The sequence below is a fragment of the Nocardia terrae genome, from assembly GCF_009760405.1.
Lineage (GTDB): Bacteria > Actinomycetota > Actinomycetes > Mycobacteriales > Mycobacteriaceae > Nocardia > Nocardia terrae.
On record NZ_WRPP01000005.1, the window covers coordinates 271,644 to 286,503 of the forward strand.

Annotated in this window: 16 protein-coding genes; 3 read left to right on the forward strand and 13 right to left on the reverse strand. The window is 67.1% G+C overall.

The annotated features are described in order from the left end of the window. Positions 1 to 3: 3 nt before the first annotated feature. The 12 genes from GPX89_RS25320 to GPX89_RS25375 all read right to left on the reverse strand — a co-directional run bounded on the left by GPX89_RS25320 (position 4) and on the right by GPX89_RS25375 (position 10,793). Positions 4 to 954 carry an MlaD family protein gene (locus tag GPX89_RS25320; protein ID WP_157390164.1) on the reverse strand — a complete coding sequence of 317 codons (951 nt, stop codon included), beginning with the start codon at positions 952 to 954 and terminating at the stop codon, positions 4 to 6. After that, a complete protein-coding gene (locus tag GPX89_RS25325) occupies positions 955 to 1,962 on the reverse strand; it encodes an MlaD family protein (protein WP_157390165.1) in 1,008 nt (335 codons plus the stop codon). Further along, positions 1,959 to 2,885, reverse strand: a complete 927-nt coding sequence (locus tag GPX89_RS25330; protein ID WP_157390166.1) for an MCE family protein — start codon at positions 2,883 to 2,885, stop codon at positions 1,959 to 1,961. The genes GPX89_RS25325 and GPX89_RS25330 overlap by 4 nt, the downstream gene beginning before the upstream one ends. Continuing rightward, complete coding sequence (locus GPX89_RS25335) at positions 2,886 to 3,899, reverse strand: MlaD family protein (RefSeq protein WP_157390623.1); 1,014 nt, start codon at positions 3,897 to 3,899, stop codon at positions 2,886 to 2,888. Then, on the reverse strand, positions 3,899 to 4,906 hold the full coding sequence (locus GPX89_RS25340) for an MlaD family protein (protein ID WP_157390167.1): 1,008 nt from the start codon (positions 4,904 to 4,906) through the stop codon (positions 3,899 to 3,901). Before GPX89_RS25340 ends, GPX89_RS25335 begins: the two co-directional genes overlap by 1 nt. Continuing rightward, positions 4,903 to 5,931 (reverse strand): MlaD family protein, encoded by a 1,029-nt coding sequence (locus tag GPX89_RS25345; protein WP_157390168.1) that lies wholly within the window; start codon positions 5,929 to 5,931, stop codon positions 4,903 to 4,905. The genes GPX89_RS25340 and GPX89_RS25345 overlap by 4 nt, the downstream gene beginning before the upstream one ends. Before the next feature lie 3 nt (positions 5,932 to 5,934). Then, positions 5,935 to 6,804 (reverse strand): MlaE family ABC transporter permease, encoded by an 870-nt coding sequence (locus GPX89_RS25350; RefSeq protein WP_157390169.1) that lies wholly within the window; start codon positions 6,802 to 6,804, stop codon positions 5,935 to 5,937. Beyond that, positions 6,804 to 7,670, reverse strand: coding sequence for an MlaE family ABC transporter permease (locus GPX89_RS25355; RefSeq protein WP_328602377.1), 867 nt, complete (start codon positions 7,668 to 7,670; stop codon positions 6,804 to 6,806). The genes GPX89_RS25350 and GPX89_RS25355 overlap by 1 nt, the downstream gene beginning before the upstream one ends. A gap of 265 nt (positions 7,671 to 7,935) precedes the next feature. After that, a complete protein-coding gene (locus GPX89_RS25360) occupies positions 7,936 to 9,207 on the reverse strand; it encodes an NAD(P)/FAD-dependent oxidoreductase (protein WP_328602305.1) in 1,272 nt (423 codons plus the stop codon). After that, on the reverse strand, positions 9,204 to 9,389 hold the full coding sequence (locus GPX89_RS25365; protein ID WP_328602306.1) for a rubredoxin: 186 nt from the start codon (positions 9,387 to 9,389) through the stop codon (positions 9,204 to 9,206). The genes GPX89_RS25360 and GPX89_RS25365 overlap by 4 nt, the downstream gene beginning before the upstream one ends. After that, on the reverse strand, positions 9,379 to 9,570 hold the full coding sequence (locus GPX89_RS25370; RefSeq protein WP_157390172.1) for a rubredoxin: 192 nt from the start codon (positions 9,568 to 9,570) through the stop codon (positions 9,379 to 9,381). The genes GPX89_RS25365 and GPX89_RS25370 overlap by 11 nt, the downstream gene beginning before the upstream one ends. Further along, positions 9,570 to 10,793: an alkane 1-monooxygenase gene (locus GPX89_RS25375; protein ID WP_157390173.1), complete on the reverse strand. Its 1,224-nt coding sequence runs from the start codon at positions 10,791 to 10,793 to the stop codon at positions 9,570 to 9,572. The genes GPX89_RS25370 and GPX89_RS25375 overlap by 1 nt, the downstream gene beginning before the upstream one ends. A gap of 108 nt (positions 10,794 to 10,901) precedes the next feature. Here GPX89_RS25375 and GPX89_RS25380 point away from each other — a divergent pair, with 108 nt between their 5' ends. Then, entirely contained in the window at positions 10,902 to 11,531 is a 630-nt protein-coding gene (locus tag GPX89_RS25380) for a TetR family transcriptional regulator (RefSeq protein ID WP_328602307.1), read from the forward strand. Here GPX89_RS25380 and GPX89_RS25385 read toward each other — a convergent pair whose 3' ends face one another. After that, positions 11,532 to 13,484 carry an FAD-dependent oxidoreductase gene (locus GPX89_RS25385; RefSeq protein ID WP_157390174.1) on the reverse strand — a complete coding sequence of 651 codons (1,953 nt, stop codon included), beginning with the start codon at positions 13,482 to 13,484 and terminating at the stop codon, positions 11,532 to 11,534. Between the two features lie 46 nt (positions 13,485 to 13,530). On the opposite strand from GPX89_RS25385, the gene GPX89_RS25390 reads away from it, so the two are divergent. Together GPX89_RS25390 and GPX89_RS25395 are read left to right on the forward strand one after the other, a co-directional pair. Then, the gene (locus GPX89_RS25390; protein WP_157390175.1) at positions 13,531 to 14,037 is read left to right on the forward strand and encodes a pyridoxamine 5'-phosphate oxidase family protein; all 507 of its coding nucleotides are present in this window, start codon (positions 13,531 to 13,533) and stop codon (positions 14,035 to 14,037) included. A 109-nt stretch (positions 14,038 to 14,146) separates the two neighbouring features. Next, complete coding sequence (locus GPX89_RS25395) at positions 14,147 to 14,821, forward strand: respiratory nitrate reductase subunit gamma (protein ID WP_198347587.1); 675 nt, start codon at positions 14,147 to 14,149, stop codon at positions 14,819 to 14,821. The last annotated feature ends 39 nt before the right edge of the window (positions 14,822 to 14,860 follow it).

The window sequence follows — 14,860 nt, forward strand, 5'->3', positions numbered from 1 at the left end:
TCTCTAGCGAGGAGTTTCGATCGTCACGTGCGCTGTGCCGTCGCCCGGGAACACCGTGGCCAGCAGGTCCACGATCGATCCGGCGTCGACCCGCAACGGTTTGATGGCGGTGGTGGCGGGCTTTAGAACGGTCGCGAAGGAGCTCAGGTCCGGCCCGATGAGCTGCAGATAATCGTTGATCTTGCCGACCAGCGGCCCGATCGGATCGTCGAAGATCTTCTCGCCGACGTAGGAGTAGTTCTGGAACGCGGCGATGATGTGCAGCAGCTCCGGCAGCGCGGCGTCCATATCGCCCGCGGCGGCGCTCAGGGTGGGTGCGCGCCCGTCGAACTTGTCGCCCAGGTTCTGCACATTGGCGTACAGCCGTGCGATGGCATCGTGCTTGTCGCGCAACAGGTTCGCGGTATCGGTGAGCGCCTTGGTGAGGTTGGCGACGTCGGCGTCGCGGCCCTCGAATCCGGCCGCCACGGTGGACGCCAGATTCTGCAGCTTGGCCGGATCCAGTTGCGCGGTCAGCGCGTCCAGCTTGGCCAGCGCGTCACCGACCGTGGTCGCGATCTTGACCTGCCGGTTGGGGACGATGCTGCCGTCGTGCAGGAACGGCCCGGCCGTCCCGCTGGGCCGGAAGTCGACGAACTGCTCGCCGGCCGCGGACAGGTTGGCGATTTGCACGACGCTGTCGACGGGGATCTTGTACTTGGAGTCGTATTCGAGGGTGACCGCCAAACCGCGTGTGGTGGTGCCGATATCGCGCACCTTGCCGATCGGCAGACCGCGCAGCGTGACCTCGGAGGTCCTCATCAGACCACCCGAGCTGTCCAGAAGCACGGTCACGGTGTTGTTCTGGCGGCGGGGGTCCAGGTTCAGCACGCCCACGGCCATATAGCTGCCGCAGACGAGGGTGAGCACCATCAGCAGCACCAGCGAAACCGGTCCGGAGAGTGAGAGTTTCATCTAGGGCACCATCCCGATCGAGCGCAGTGTGGTGATCAGCTGGTCGGCCTGCACATCGGCGGAGATCTTCTGCACCTTCACATCCGGCGACTGCAGGAACGGAATGATCTTGTCCCGTAGCAGGGTGTGGAAGGTGTCGAGGTCGGCCGCCAGCGTGAGGTCGGCGTACCCGGCCGTCACCGCGGTCGGCGCGAGAATCGACACGATCGACCGGAAGTCGCCGACGTGCGGCAGCAGCAGGTCCCCGGCGTTCTTGGCCAGCGGGCCGCCGCTGATGATCAGGTTGACCACCGCGAGCAGCACGTCCGACAGGCCCGCGGCCCGGTCGGGACCGAAGGTGAGGATCTTGTCCACCGCGCCGCGCCCGGATTCCAGCTTGGCGGTGATCTGCTGGGCCGAGGTGAGGATGCGGTTGAGATCGTCGGTGTGCGTGGCCATGTCGTGCAGGGCGTCGCGGCCCGCCTTGTTGATCCGGTCCAGCTCGGCCGGATCCGACGGGAACGCCGCGTTCACGTCGGTGACCAGTTTCTGGATGTCGGACCAGCGGCCGCCGGTGATGATGTTCGACAGCGCCCGCAGGATGTCCTCGACATTCGTGGCGGGAATGGTCTGCGACACCGGGATGGTGTCGCCGTTGCGCAGGAACACCGGCTGCGCGTTCTTGGGCGCTTCCAGGGCGATGTGGATATCGCCGAGGATGGTGTCCTGCCGCAGTTCGGCGGTGGTGGACTTGGGCAGTTTGGCGTCGGTGTGCAGTTTCACCGTGGCCACCGCGGTGGTGCCGATCAGATCGATGTGGTCGAGCATGCCGATCTCGACGCCGTCGGCGATCACCTTGGCCCTATCGGGCAGGTTGAGCACCGAGCCGAATTCGATTCGCACCGTGTAGGTGTCACCGCTGGGGTAGGTGCCCGGGATCGGGATGTCGGTAGCCTTCACGCCGCACCCGGTCAGCACCAGCGTGGCCGCGGTGATCAATGGCAGCAGCCGGATTACCGTGCGTCTCATTTCGCACCCGCCTGCGGTAGCTGGGCGGCCAGCGGCGGCAGCGCCGCGAGCAGCGAATTGATGTCGCCCTCGTGCTGCTGGACGAAGGTGTGCACCTGCGGCAGCACCGCGTCGAGCAGGCCGTAGATCTGCTGATCGTATTTGCCCACGTTCCGGGCGATCACCGGCAGGAACTCCACCGCCACGTCGACGGCGGTGGAGAACTGCGCCGAGAAGTCCCCGATCAGTTGCAGCCCGGCGCGCAGATTGTTCAGCACCTCGGCCATATCCGGCCAGTTGGTCACGAACATGGTGGTGAGCTGGTCGAGATTGTCGACCAGCCGCCGGAACACCGCGTCCTTCTGGCTGGGATCCCCGATGACCGCGGACAGCCGCTGCAGCAGCTGATTCCACTGCGGCCCGGTGCCGTCGATGGCACTGTCCGCCGCGGTCAGCGTCTCGTCGAGCAGCGAATCCGGTTTGCCGCCCGTGCCGCCGCCGGTCAGATCGCCGGCCAGCTTGCCCATGGCGTCGAGCGCCTCGCTGATCCCGATCGGCGTCTTGGTGTGGTCGAGCGGAATGCATTTCGACGTGTCGTAGCGCGGCCCGCCCGTATAGGGCTTGGTCAACTCCACGTGCCGATCGGTCACAATGGAACTCGACATGGTGACGGCCTGGATGTCGGCCGGGAGCTGCACCGAATCCTTGACGCTCATGGTGACCCGCATGCGGTCACCCAGCGTCTCGATCTTCGACACGGTGCCGACCTCGACCCCGAGCATGGTCACGCTGTTGCCCTCGTACAGGCCGACGGTGTCGGTGAATTCGGCGCACAGGCTCCGCTTCGGATCACGCGCGGAATTCGCCCACGACACCCCGGCCACACCGGCGGCCACCAGCGCGACGGAGACCGTGGCGGCGAGTGCTGTTCTACCCCAGTTCATTCAGCACGCCTTGCCTTCGTAGGGAATGCAGAGCCGGACGCCGGCGGCCGGTTGATCGACCTTGATCTGATTGCCGAGCAGTCCGCTGAGCTTGTCGATGACATCGCGCATCCCGGTGATGACGGTGTCGATCTGGTCGCCGTTGCCGACGATCTTGGAGAACACCTGCTCCATCTGGGTCACCGCGGGTTCGATGCTGTCGCCGTAGGCCATGATCGGGCGGTGCAGGAAGACCAGTAGCCGCTTGAGCAAATTGAACATGCTCACGATGTCGTCCTTGCGGTTGCCGAGCTGGTCGGCGACCTGGCCCAGCTGTTTCACGAAATCGGCCAGCAGCGCCTTGTCGTCGGCGATGGCGGCGATGTACTCGTCGGAGACGTCGAGCGCGGTGTTGAGCTGATCGGTGCGCTCGGCGAGCAGCCCGGTCAGTTCGTTGGCGTTGCCGATCACTCCGCGCAGCGCGTCCGGCTGTTGCGACAGCGCGGCATTCAGCTGCCCGATGGTGTCACGCATGGTGGAGGCGTCCACCTTGCCGAAGATCGGGGTGCCCTTGTCGAGGATGTCGCTGAGCTCGAACGGGGTGGCCGTGCGCTCGGGGGGAATGTGCTTGGCACCCAGTTCCTTGTCACCGGCCGGTGCCAGCGCGAGGTAGTGGCCACCGATCGGGGTCAGCATCTTCACCTCGACCGCCGACCGATCCCCCACGCGCACATCGTGATTGGTGGTGAACGAGACCTCCACGTGGTCGCCGACCAGGTCGACGCTGCGGACCTTGCCGACATTGATGCCCGCCACCCGCACCTCGTCGCCCGACCGCGCGCCGCCGGAGATCTTGAAATCGGCCACGTAGGTGCGCTGGCCGAACGGGATCACATACAGCGCTCCCGCGATGGTCAGCGCGATCACGCAGACCACGACACCGGCAATGCCCCAGCGCAATTGGGTGTTCTGGTCGCCGCGCCCGGCCAGGACGTCGCGAATCAGCTCGCCCACATAGTTGATCAGTGCCCGCATCAGTTGCACACCACCAGGTTCTGAGTGGACAGGATGACCCCGACCGCCGCGGGGAGCGCCGCCTCACCGTTGGAGCAGGTGATGCGCGGCTTGTAGGACTGCCCCGGGGTCGACTGGTTCAGGCCGGTCACCAATTGCGGCGTGATGGCGAGGATCTGGGTGAGCTGATCCATCTGCGGCACCAGCCGGCGCAGCAGGCCGTCCACCGGGCCGTAGCCCTGGTCATAGGCGCTCTGGCCTTCCTCGAGGATCGGAACCATCGGCGCGAGCACGGCTTTCGCGGTGTCGACCGCGTTGAGCATGGTCTGGGTCTTGGCGGTGAACTGGTGCAGGATGCCCGCCAGCTGCTGCACCAGATCACCGACCGCCTGCGACTTGCCGCCGATGGCCTGCGACACCACGCCCAGGTTCCGGATCAGCAGCACGATCACGGCCTCGCTGTTCTTGGCGTGCTTGGTGAGGGTGTCGACATCGGCCAGCACCGGCCCGATGCCCGACCCGTCGCCCTGGATGACGCGCAACAGGTTGTTGCCGAACTGGTTGAGCGCCGCCGGATCCAGGGTGTCGAACATCGGCTTGAAACCGTTGAAGAGCTTGGAGACGTCGAAGCTGGGAATGGTCCGCTCCACCGGGATCGTCGCTCCGGCAGTCAGTTTCGCGCCGCCCTGGCCTTCGGTGAGCAGCTCGACATAGCGCTGGCCGATGAGGTTCTGGTAGCGGACCGCGGCCTTGGTGTTGTCGTAGATCGGCCGGGTCTTGTCGACGGTGAAGCGCACCCGCGCCCTGGTGCCGTCCAGGGTCACCGATTCCACCTTGCCGACCGCGACGCCGGACATGCGCACCGAGTCATCGGCGAAAAGCCCGGAGACGTCGGTGAACACGGCGTCGTAGGTGACCTTGTCGCCGGGGATCGGGGTGCGCAGCGCCGTCACGATGAAGGTCGTGCAGGCGGCCACGATCACCAGGAAAATGGTGAGCTTGACGGCGGATTTGGTGATGTCGCTCATTTCGCCCCTCCCGCCAGCGAATCCGCCAGGTACGGCATGGTCTTGGCGATGATCTGCAGCTGCAGCTGCACGTGGCCGTCGACCACCGGCAGCGCGCCGTCCATGGCCGCCAGCAGATTCGGCACCCGGTTGTAGGCCGGGGCCACGGTGCCGATCGAGACGCTGATCGGCACCGCCAGATCCAGGATGGAGTCGAGGATCTTCTCCAGGTCGGGGTTGTTCTGCTGCAACAGGTTCGAGATCCCGATCAGCACGGCCTGGTTCACGCCGTTGGTCGACTTGTTGGTGCGGGCCCGGTTGTCCGGGTCACCGAAGTAGGCGCTCTGCTCGAGCACCGACAGGATGGCGTGCCCGGCCGAGGGCGTCAGATCCCGGAATCCACCGGTGACGTCCCCGCCGATGCGCAGGTAGTGCGCGAGGGTGTTCTGCTGTCCATCGGCGAGGGTCTGCGCTGTCTCGAAGAAGGACTTCAGGACCGGGCCCATGCTCGCGGCATTGTCGAGCAGCAGATCGAACAGCCGGTGCACCGACGCCGAGTCCAGCACCTGCGTCAGCCGCGCCGCGCGCCGGAACACACCGGCCACGGTGGCATTGGTGGCGTTCTCACCGATCTGCAGGACGGCGTGCTCCTTCAGCTTGCGGCCGTCCGTGCCCGGAACCAATTCGATTGCGCTGGAACCGAACACGTTCGACGAGGTGAAGCGCGCGGTGATGTCGTCGGTGAGCGCCTCGGCCTGGCGGCGCTCGATCTCGAGATCGATGCGCTGATGGCCGTAGCCGACGGTCGCGACATGCTTGACCGTGCCGATGGCGAAGCCGCGGAACTTCACCTCCGAACCCGGCGCCAGGCCCTCGCCCAGGGTCGCCGCGTCCACGGTGACCTCGAACTTGTCCGCGAAAGAGCCACGGGCGTAGGAACTTACGATAATCGTCACTGTGACGAGGACGACGGCGACCACCAGGCCCCGCGCCCGCAACATCCAGGCTCCGGCGCTACGGCCGGAATGATCCTTGAACACGGCCATGATTCACCCCGAGATCCGGATGCCGACATCCAGGCCCCAGATCACGATCGTCAGGATCATGTCCAGGATGACCACCAGCACCAGGCTGGCGCGAATGGCGCGGCCGGAGGCCCGTCCCACGCCCTCCGGACCGCCCGAGGCGTAGAAGCCCTGGTAGCCGTGGATGAGAATGATTGCGACCACGAAGATCGTCGCCTTGACCAGCGAGGCGAGCACGTCGCCGGGTTGCAGGAAGGCGTCGAAGTAGTGGTAGTAGGTGCCCGAGGACTGCCCGTGCAGCACGTTCACCACGGTCGCGCACGAGAAGTACGACAGGATGAGCGTGAGCAGGTGCAGCGGCACGATGGTGATGACGCCCGCGATCACGCGGGTGGTCACCACGAAGGGCATGGGCCGGATGCCGATGGCCTCGAGCGCGTCGATCTCCTCGGCGATGCGCATGGCCCCGATCTCGGCGGTCATGCGGCAACCCGCCTGTGCCGCAAAGCCGATGGCGGCCACCATGGGCGCCATCTCGCGGGTGTTGGCGTAGGCGGAGACGAACCCGGTGAGCGGGCCCATGCCGACCATGTTCAGCGCGGTGAAACCCTCCACGCCGATGGAGCCGCCCACCGCGATGCCCAGGAAGGCCAGCACCGCCACGGTGCCGCCGCCGACGATGATCGCGCCGGAACCCCAAGTGATGTCGGAGAGGATGAGCATGGTCTGACGCCGGTAGTACCGCAGCGTGTGCGGGATGGCGGCGAGCACCTCGACCACGAAAGTGGCTTGGTGGCCGAGGGATTCGAACACCGTCATCGGGGCTCGAGCGGTCTGGCCGATGACGCGGCCCGCGTGGCCGAGCGGTGTGTATCGGGCGGGTACCTGGGTCATCAGCCCACCTGCGTCGGAATGAACATCGAAACCAGCTGCGTGATAACGAGATTCACGCCGAAGGCCGCGATCACGCCGATCACCACCGCCGCGTTCACGGCATTGGCGACCCCGCGCGGACCGGAGGTGGCTTCGAGGCCGCGCTGGCAGGCCACGATGAGCACGATGATGCCGAAGATGATCGATTTCACGATGGCCACCCACAGGTCGCTCATCTTGGCGAAGGCCGCGAACGCCGACAGGTACGACCCGGGCGTGACGCCCTGGAAGCCGACCGCGATCACGTAGCCGGTGAACACGCCCATGAAGATGATCAGCATGCACAGCAGCGGCGTCAGCGCGAGCATGGCCGCCAGCCGCGGGGCGACCAGCCGGCGCACCGGGTCGATTCCCATGACGCGCAAGGCATCCACCTCGTCGCGGATGGTGCGCGCGCCCAGGTCCGAGGCGATGGCCGAACCGGCCGCGCCGCCGAGCAGCAGCGCGGTCACCATGGGCGCGCCCTGCCGGATCACGCCGAGACCGCCGGCCGCGCCGGAGACCGAGCTCGCGCCGACCTGCTGGGTCAGGCTCCCCACCTGAACCGCCACGATCACGCCGAACGGAACCGATACCAGCACAGCGGGAATCGCCGTCACGCTGACGATGAACCAGCCCTGCTGTAGCGTGTCACGCCACGGATGCCGAAGTTTGACGATGTCGACGACCAGGAACCGGAACGCCGCGATCGCCAGCTGAATGGTGCGTCCGAACGTCCGCAGCCCCGAGAGTACGAATTCGATTGCCGACCGAATCAACGGTTCCGGCCCCCGAACAGCCTTGTCGACCAATTGTTCACCACCCCACAGTCCCCACTGCTGGTCGATGCCGACCGGCCCCTCTGTTGGCCGATTCGAACTGACCGAGACAGTAATACACATTTCGGACTGACGTGTCAGTCTTCACGGAAATATTCGCGGGGTTGACAGGGCGAGATGGACAGGTGAAAAATACGCGCGCCGCGCGGATAGCACTCCCTACCAGCAGATTTCAGCAATGGCCGGGCAAATGCGAAATGCCGCCGGACCATTCGGTCGGTTCGGCGGCATTTCAGATTTTGCGGGCGATTAGCTCAACTGCTGGCGTATGCCCTCACGACTGTCCGGACAGTGCGAGCCCGTCGGTCAGCGGCCGGGATTCGTCGGCGCACGCGATGGCATCCACCCGCGTTCCCGCGCCGAGCAGGTTCCGGGCGGCCCGGAACTCGGCCGCACGCCCGATCGCCACGACACCGGTCGCACGCCCTTCGCGCACGCCGATGACCGTCGCGTCGCCCGCCTCGACGCTGCCCCGGACGACCTGGTCGTCATCGGCCCGAATCCTGCCCGCGAACTGGATGTTCCGGCCATACTGCAGCGACCAGCCCCAGGGGACTTCCTCCGCACCACGCGGCCTTCCGAGCATGGATCGAGCCGCTGCGGCGCCCTGGAACTGTGCGCTGTTCCAATGCTCCTCGCGCCGATATTCACCCGAGTCGGGATCGAATCGACCGGCCGCATCGCCTGCGGCGTAAACCCCCGGTGCCGATGTCCGATAGCACTCGTCCACCCGAATTCCATCGGCTACAGCGAGTCCGGCAGCCTCGGCCAGCGAAGTGTCCGGGACAGATCCGATCGCGACCAGCACGGAACCCGCGGTCCAGCTCCGATCATCGTCGGCCACGGCCACCACCTCGGTGCCGTCGTGCGCCAGATCGGTCAGCCGCACATCGGTGTGCATCGCGACGCCGTTCTGCGCGTGCAAGTTCCGGATGTACTCCCCCACGACGCCGGGCGCGACCCGCTCGACCGGGGCGGACCCCGCGTCCAGCACCGCGACCTCGGCCCCGAGTGCCCGCGCGGTTGCCGCCACCTCGCACCCGATCAGGCCCGCGCCGACGATCAACAACGACCCGGCCCGCTCGATCGCCGCGCGCAGCGCCTCGGCATCCGCCCGGCCACGCAATGTCAGCATCCGGCCGTTGGCACTTACGCCGCCGTAACTGCCACGGATGGTGGCACTTTCGCCGGGCGAGAGGTTCAACGCGCGGGGACGCGCGCCCGTCGCGAGCAGCAGGCTGTCGTAGCCGACGGCGGTGCCGTCGGCCAGCCAGACCAGACCGGGGCCGGGATCGATCGACGTCACCCGGACACCGATGCGCAGCTCGATGTCGTGGCTGTGCCAGAAGTCGGCGGGCTGCAACAGGGTTCGGCGTTCCTCGGCCGTTCCGGCCAGCAGTTCCTTCGACACCATCGGCCTGCGGTACGGCGCCGAATGCTCCGCGCCCAGCAGCACGATCTCACCGGTGTAGCCCTCGGTGCGCAGGGTGCGGGCGGCGGTGGCGCCCGCGACGCCCGCACCCACGATGACGATGCGGCCGGTCACGCGCGACTGACCTCGACCATTTCGAAGTCGGATTTCGCCGCGCCGCAATCCGGGCAGGACCAGTCGTCGGGGATGTCGTCCCAGCGGGTGCCGGGGGCGATGCCGTCCTCGGGCCAGCCGAGGGATTCGTCGTATTCGAAGCCGCACTGCAGGCAGCGGAAGAGTTTGTAGTCAGTGCTCACGACGGTGTCCTGTCGGGATGGTGGTGGGTTCGAAGTCGAGTTTCTCGCGCACGCCGCAGTCGGGGCAGCACCAGTCGTCGGGGACGGCCGACCAGGCGGTGCCGGCCGGGAAGCCCTCGCGCGGTGCGCCTTTCGACTCGTCGTAGACGTAGTCACAGACCGGGCAGCGGTAGGCCGACATCACGCCACCCCGTACTTCGCCAGCACGCGCGCACGCTTGCGGGGCTGGATGTTCACCCGGGTGATGTCACCCGAATAGTGTTCGAGCACACGGTGATCCATCACGCGCCGCCACAGTGGCGGGAAGTAAGCCAATCCGATCATGCTGGCGTATCCGCTGGGCAGGTTCGGGGCGCCGTCCATACTGCGCAGCGTCTGATACCGGCGTGTGGGGTTCGCGTGATGATCGCTGTGCCGCTGCAGGTGGTACAGGAAGATGTTCGTGACGATGTGGTCGGAGTTCCAGCTGTGCTCGGGGGTGCAGCGCTCGTAGCGGCCGGTGGCGGTCTTCTGCCGCAGCAGGCCGTAGTGCTCGAGGTAGTTCACCGTCTCCAGCAGGGTGAAACCGTAGATCGCCTGGATCACCAGCCAGGGCAGCACCGCCGGGCCGAACACCGCGACCAGCGCGCCCCACAGCACGATCGTCATCAGCCACGCGTTGAGCACGTCATTGCGAATCGTCCACGGCCGCTTGCCCAGTCGCTCCAGGCGCTTGGCCTCGAGTTCCCACGAGGAGCGCAGGCTGCCCCACACGCTGCGCGGGAGGAAGGCCCAGAAGGTTTCGGCGAAGCGGGCGCTGGCCGGGTCCTCGGGGGTGGCGACGCGGACGTGGTGACCGCGGTTGTGCTCGATGTAGAAGTGCCCGTAGAAGGTCTGGGCGAGAGTGATCTTCGACAGCCAGCGCTCCAGCTCGTCCTTCTTGTGGCCGAGTTCGTGTGCGGTATTGATGCCGACGCCGCCCATCACGCCCATGCTCAGCGCCAGGCCGAGCTTGGAGACCACGCCCAGGCCGCCCTGGATGCCGAGCCACGACAGGTCGCTCGCGGTCCACAGGTAGCAGGCCACGGTCAGGCTCAGCAGCTGGAACGGGATGTAGGTATAGACGCAGTAGCGGTAGTACTTGTCGTTCTCGAGGTACTCCATCACCTCGTCGGGCGGGTTCTGGCCGTCCGGGCCGAAGAAGCGGTCCAGCACCGGCAGCAGTCCGTAGACCAGCAGCGGGCCGATCCACCAGAACACCGGCGACACCGCGGTCCAGCCGATTTCATTGAGCGCCCAGATCAGGACCAGGGCCACGAACAGCGCGGTCGGCGGCACCAGGCCGAACAACCAGAGGTAGCGCTTGCGGTCACGCCACTGCGGGCGGGCCGAGATCTCCGACTCCCGGCTGCGAGACGTCGTCATTGCCGTACTCCTAGCGTTTACACTTTCCGAAGAACTGTATTCAGTAGATACACAGTGAATCGATTTGTCAACGACGAGACGAAAGACGTGCTCATGTACGATCGGGACGTGGTTGAAGCGCCGAACTTCCAGACCGAGATGCGTCAACTCCTGCGCGAGCGGATCATCGACGCGGGCCGGCGCATAGTCGTGACCGAGGGCTGGGGTGCGGTCAATATGTCGCGGCTGGCCAAAGAGGTGGGCGTGAGCCGGCCGGTGCTCTACAAGGAGTTCGCCAACAAGCACGAGCTGGCCGAGGTCGTGGTCCAGCAGGAGGTCGACACCTTCCTGGTCGGCATCGCCGCGAGCCTGGCCGCGCATCCGGCGGATGTGACAGCGGGCTTTACCGAGGCGGTCGAGTACACGCTGCGGACGGGCGCCGACAACACTTTGCTCAAGGCGGTGCTGGCCGGACGGTCGGCGACCGACACCGCCTTGCTCCCGGTGCTGATGACCGAGACCGAGCCCGTGCTCGGGCGCGCGATCACCGCGCTCACCGCCGCGATCCGCGCACAGTACCGGCTCGACGACATGAGCGACACCGACCTGGGCTCGATGACCGAGGTGCTGGTCCGGCTGGCGCTGAGCCATTTGTTCCAGCCGACCGGGCCGATCGATCGGGCGGTCGCGCAGATCCGGCTGGTGATCGTGAGCGCGTTCGGCACGGCACTGAAATCAGCTGCGCCACACCAGGGTTAGCTACTTCAGCCGGGCTGCCAGGCGGGTGGCGTTCATATAGGCGATGGACTCGATGCTGATCATCGGGTTGACGCCGGAGGCGGTCGGGAAGCAGGAGCCGTCGGCCACGACGATATTGGGGACATCCCAGGTCGCGCCGTCGGGATCGGTCGCCGAGTCGAGGGGTGAGCCGCCCATGCGGGCCGAGCCCATGATGTGCAGCGCACCCATCGCGCAGCGGCCGGGCGCGTAGCCCGCCGCGGCCGCCCGCTCGGCGAACTCCTCGTGCGAGCCGTTCACGCCGGGCTCGTAGCCGACACCGGCCTGATGGCCGGAGAAGATCCGCTCGGCGCCGGCGGCCTCCAGAATGCTCGCGGCATTGACGATTCCGGTGTGCATGTGGGCGGCGTCGCGCGCGGAGAGGCGGTAGCGCACGACCGCCTCGCCCTTGCGGTCGGTCTCGACCGAACCGTGGTCACGGTCGCGGGTGAGCACGCCGACGGGGACCGTGTTCGCCAGTTTCAGCATGCGGTCGCGGTGGACGGCCGCGCCGGTCCAGGCTTGGAAGCCGACCGACATGCCCGGCGTCATCGGGCCCGTCTCGTACATCACGCCATAGCCTTTGCCGTCCAGATCGCGGTCCTGTTTCGAGTAGCGCGTCTGCAGGCCGCCCTCCCAGGGGCGGATCTCCTCGTCGAAGATGCCGAAAACCGCTGTGGCCGGGTGTAATCGGAGGAAGCCGCCGATATTGCGGTTGGTCAGGCCCGAGCGGCGCAGCAGGGCGGGAGTCTGGATCGCGCCCGCCGCGACGACCACGGCGCGGCTGTGCACCCACACCGAACGGCCTTCGGCCGTCACGGCTTCCACGCCGGTGGCGCTGCCGTTGGTGACCACGATGCGCCGCACGTCGGCGCCGACGTAGAGCCGTGCGCCCGCCCGGACCGCGTCGGCGAGCCAGGTCTTGACCACCGACTGCTTGGCTCCGACCCGGCAGCCGAATCCACAGCGGCCGCATTCGATTCCGGCGTCGCAGGCGTCTCCGACATTGCGCGGGAGCGCCTCGACGTGCCAGTCCAGTTTGCGCAGACCGCGTTCGAGGATCTCGTCGCGACGCGAGGCCGGGGAATGGTCGAGGTTCACCCCGAGCCTGGCCACCACCGCGTCGAGGGCGTCGGTGTATTCCCGCTCGGCGAACTGGCGTGCGCCGAGGGCCGCCCATTCCTCGCGGACGTCGTCGGGGGTGCGGAAGGCGGTGGTCCAGTTGACGACCGTGCCGCCGCCGAGCACCGTGCCCGCGACCAGTCCGAGCTGTCCCTCTGCCGTTGCGGCGGGACCGGGGGCGTACAGCTTCAGGAAACCGTCCTTCTCCCCCATGCCGAAGTCCGGGTCGTCGAGGTAGTCGCCGCGTTCCAGCACAACGACATCCAGTCCGGCCTGCGCCAGCACCGCCGCGGCGGTCCCGCCGCCCGCGCCCGAGCCGATGACGGCCACATCGCACACGACGGTGGTGTCGGCGTCCGGACGCTCCGGGCTCAGGCCGCGTTTCGCGCCCTCGACCGGGCCGGACGCGGGCGGAATCCCGATGCGGTCCCAGACCGGGTTGGTGCCCGTCGGGCCCGGCGCCAGGTAGTAGGAGGTGACGGCCGCGCCCTTCAGTGCCTGGAACAGCGCCCGCTTCTTCTCGATTCGGGAATCGGCCATGCCCAGCAGCCATTGCTCGCGCTGCTCGGCCGTCAATCGCGAGAATTTCTGCCAGCCCGCGCCGTTGACGAGTCCGAACAGGCGTGAATCCCACACGCGCAGCAGCAGTTCGAACCGTTTGCGCTCGGCCTCGCGTGGATTGCGGCCCAGGAGTTCGGTCACGGTGTCGACGACACCGAGTTCCGAGGCGGTGGGCAGCTCACCCCCGTCCCCCGGCGTGAAGCTGTCGCAAAGCAATTCGAGTACGGCACGCCGCCTCGCGTGGGAAGCCATGTCGTCATCATGCGCTTCCGGCCCCGGCGGTTAGGCTCGAATCGCTATGTCGTCCGAACCGATCGGTACCGCTTTGACACTCGAACAGCATTGGGATCGCATCCGCGACACCGTTTCCCGCGCCGGGCATTGCGCCATCGCCTCGGTCGATGCCGATGGTTCGCCGAACGTCACGCCGATCGGCACGGTGTTCCTGCGCGACGACGCGAGCGGGTTCTACTTCGACGAGTACACCGAGGCGCTGGCGCGGAATCTGGACTCGGATCCGCGGGTGTGCCTGATGGCCGTGAACAGCAATCCGCTGTTCTGGCTGCGTTCGCTGGTGACCGCTCGCTTCCCGTCCGCGCCGGGCGTGCGGCTCTATGGCACGGTCGGTCCGAAGCGTCCCGCCACGGACGAGGAGATGCGGCAGGTCCGGGCGCGGGTGCGAAACCTCGTGCGCCTCAAAGGCGGCAAACTGCTGTGGTCGGATTTCAGCCAGGTCAGGGACCTGACGTTCACCGATTACCGGCCCGTCCGCTACCCGCACATGATGTCCCATCTGTGGCAGTAACCGACGCGACGCCGGGTTCATAGAGTTGGCACGATTCGACACTTCTCTGCGCATCCGGTCCGTGCGAGAGTGATCCGCACGAACTGCGGATTAGCTGGGGATGGCGGGCATGGTGGTCACGTTGTGGGTGGTGTTGCCCTATGTCGCCGTGGTGTCGTGCGTGATCGGACACGTCTGGCGGTATCGGCTGGACGGATTCCTGGGGTGTCTGTACGGCCCGCACGTGGACCTGGCACAGCGATTCGGGATCCGGGCGCTGCGCGTCGGGATGCCCACGGTCGCCGCGATGCGGGTCGTCGAAATGGTGGTGTCGGGGCCGCATTCGCGCCCGGGGCCCGGGATCCGGATCGTCCTGGAGGCCACCCAGCTCGTCGCCGTCCCGCTCACCATCATCGGGGCGGTCCTCGTCCTGATTCCGCCGCTGATCGCGGCCGACGGGCGCGCCCGGGTCACGCCCTTGGACCGGATGACCATGCCGCTGCTCGTCGCGGCACTCGTCTCGGCCGTGCTGGTCACCTTCGACGCCAACTCCTCCGACGTCCACTACCGCACCGCCGAAACGCTTTTCACCTGGGCGCGTTCCCTGGTCACGCTGCATCCCGACCCGCAGGTCATGCGGCACGCCCCGCTCATCTACCAGGCGCGCGGTCTGGTCCTCGTGCTGATCATCGCCGTCTGGCCGTACACCCGGCTGGCCGGAGTGCTCGCCGTCCCGGCCCTGCGCGTGCTGCGCCAGTTCGAGAACGGCTCGGCCGAGCGGTATCCCTCGGCCCCGATCGTGTAGCCGGACGCGCTGCCGCGCCCGAGCAGTTCCACCAGCGGA

Excerpts from the sequence above, each read along its gene's own strand:
- GPX89_RS25320 (WP_157390164.1), bottom strand. The coding sequence starts at position 954 with ATGAAACTCTCACTCTCCGGACCGGTTTCGCTGGTGCTGCTGATGGTG.
- GPX89_RS25325 (WP_157390165.1), bottom strand. The coding sequence starts at position 1,962 with ATGAGACGCACGGTAATCCGGCTGCTGCCATTGATCACCGCGGCCACG.
- GPX89_RS25330 (WP_157390166.1), bottom strand. The coding sequence starts at position 2,885 with ATGAACTGGGGTAGAACAGCACTCGCCGCCACGGTCTCCGTCGCGCTG.
- GPX89_RS25335 (WP_157390623.1), bottom strand. The coding sequence starts at position 3,899 with ATGCGGGCACTGATCAACTATGTGGGCGAGCTGATTCGCGACGTCCTG.
- GPX89_RS25340 (WP_157390167.1), bottom strand. The coding sequence starts at position 4,906 with ATGAGCGACATCACCAAATCCGCCGTCAAGCTCACCATTTTCCTGGTG.
- GPX89_RS25345 (WP_157390168.1), bottom strand. The coding sequence starts at position 5,931 with ATGGCCGTGTTCAAGGATCATTCCGGCCGTAGCGCCGGAGCCTGGATG.
- GPX89_RS25350 (WP_157390169.1), bottom strand. The coding sequence starts at position 6,804 with ATGACCCAGGTACCCGCCCGATACACACCGCTCGGCCACGCGGGCCGC.
- GPX89_RS25370 (WP_157390172.1), bottom strand. The coding sequence starts at position 9,570 with ATGTCGGCCTACCGCTGCCCGGTCTGTGACTACGTCTACGACGAGTCG.
- GPX89_RS25375 (WP_157390173.1), bottom strand. The coding sequence starts at position 10,793 with ATGACGACGTCTCGCAGCCGGGAGTCGGAGATCTCGGCCCGCCCGCAG.
- GPX89_RS25385 (WP_157390174.1), bottom strand. The coding sequence starts at position 13,484 with ATGGCTTCCCACGCGAGGCGGCGTGCCGTACTCGAATTGCTTTGCGAC.
- GPX89_RS25390 (WP_157390175.1), top strand. The coding sequence starts at position 13,531 with ATGTCGTCCGAACCGATCGGTACCGCTTTGACACTCGAACAGCATTGG.
- GPX89_RS25395 (WP_198347587.1), top strand. The coding sequence starts at position 14,147 with ATGGTGGTCACGTTGTGGGTGGTGTTGCCCTATGTCGCCGTGGTGTCG.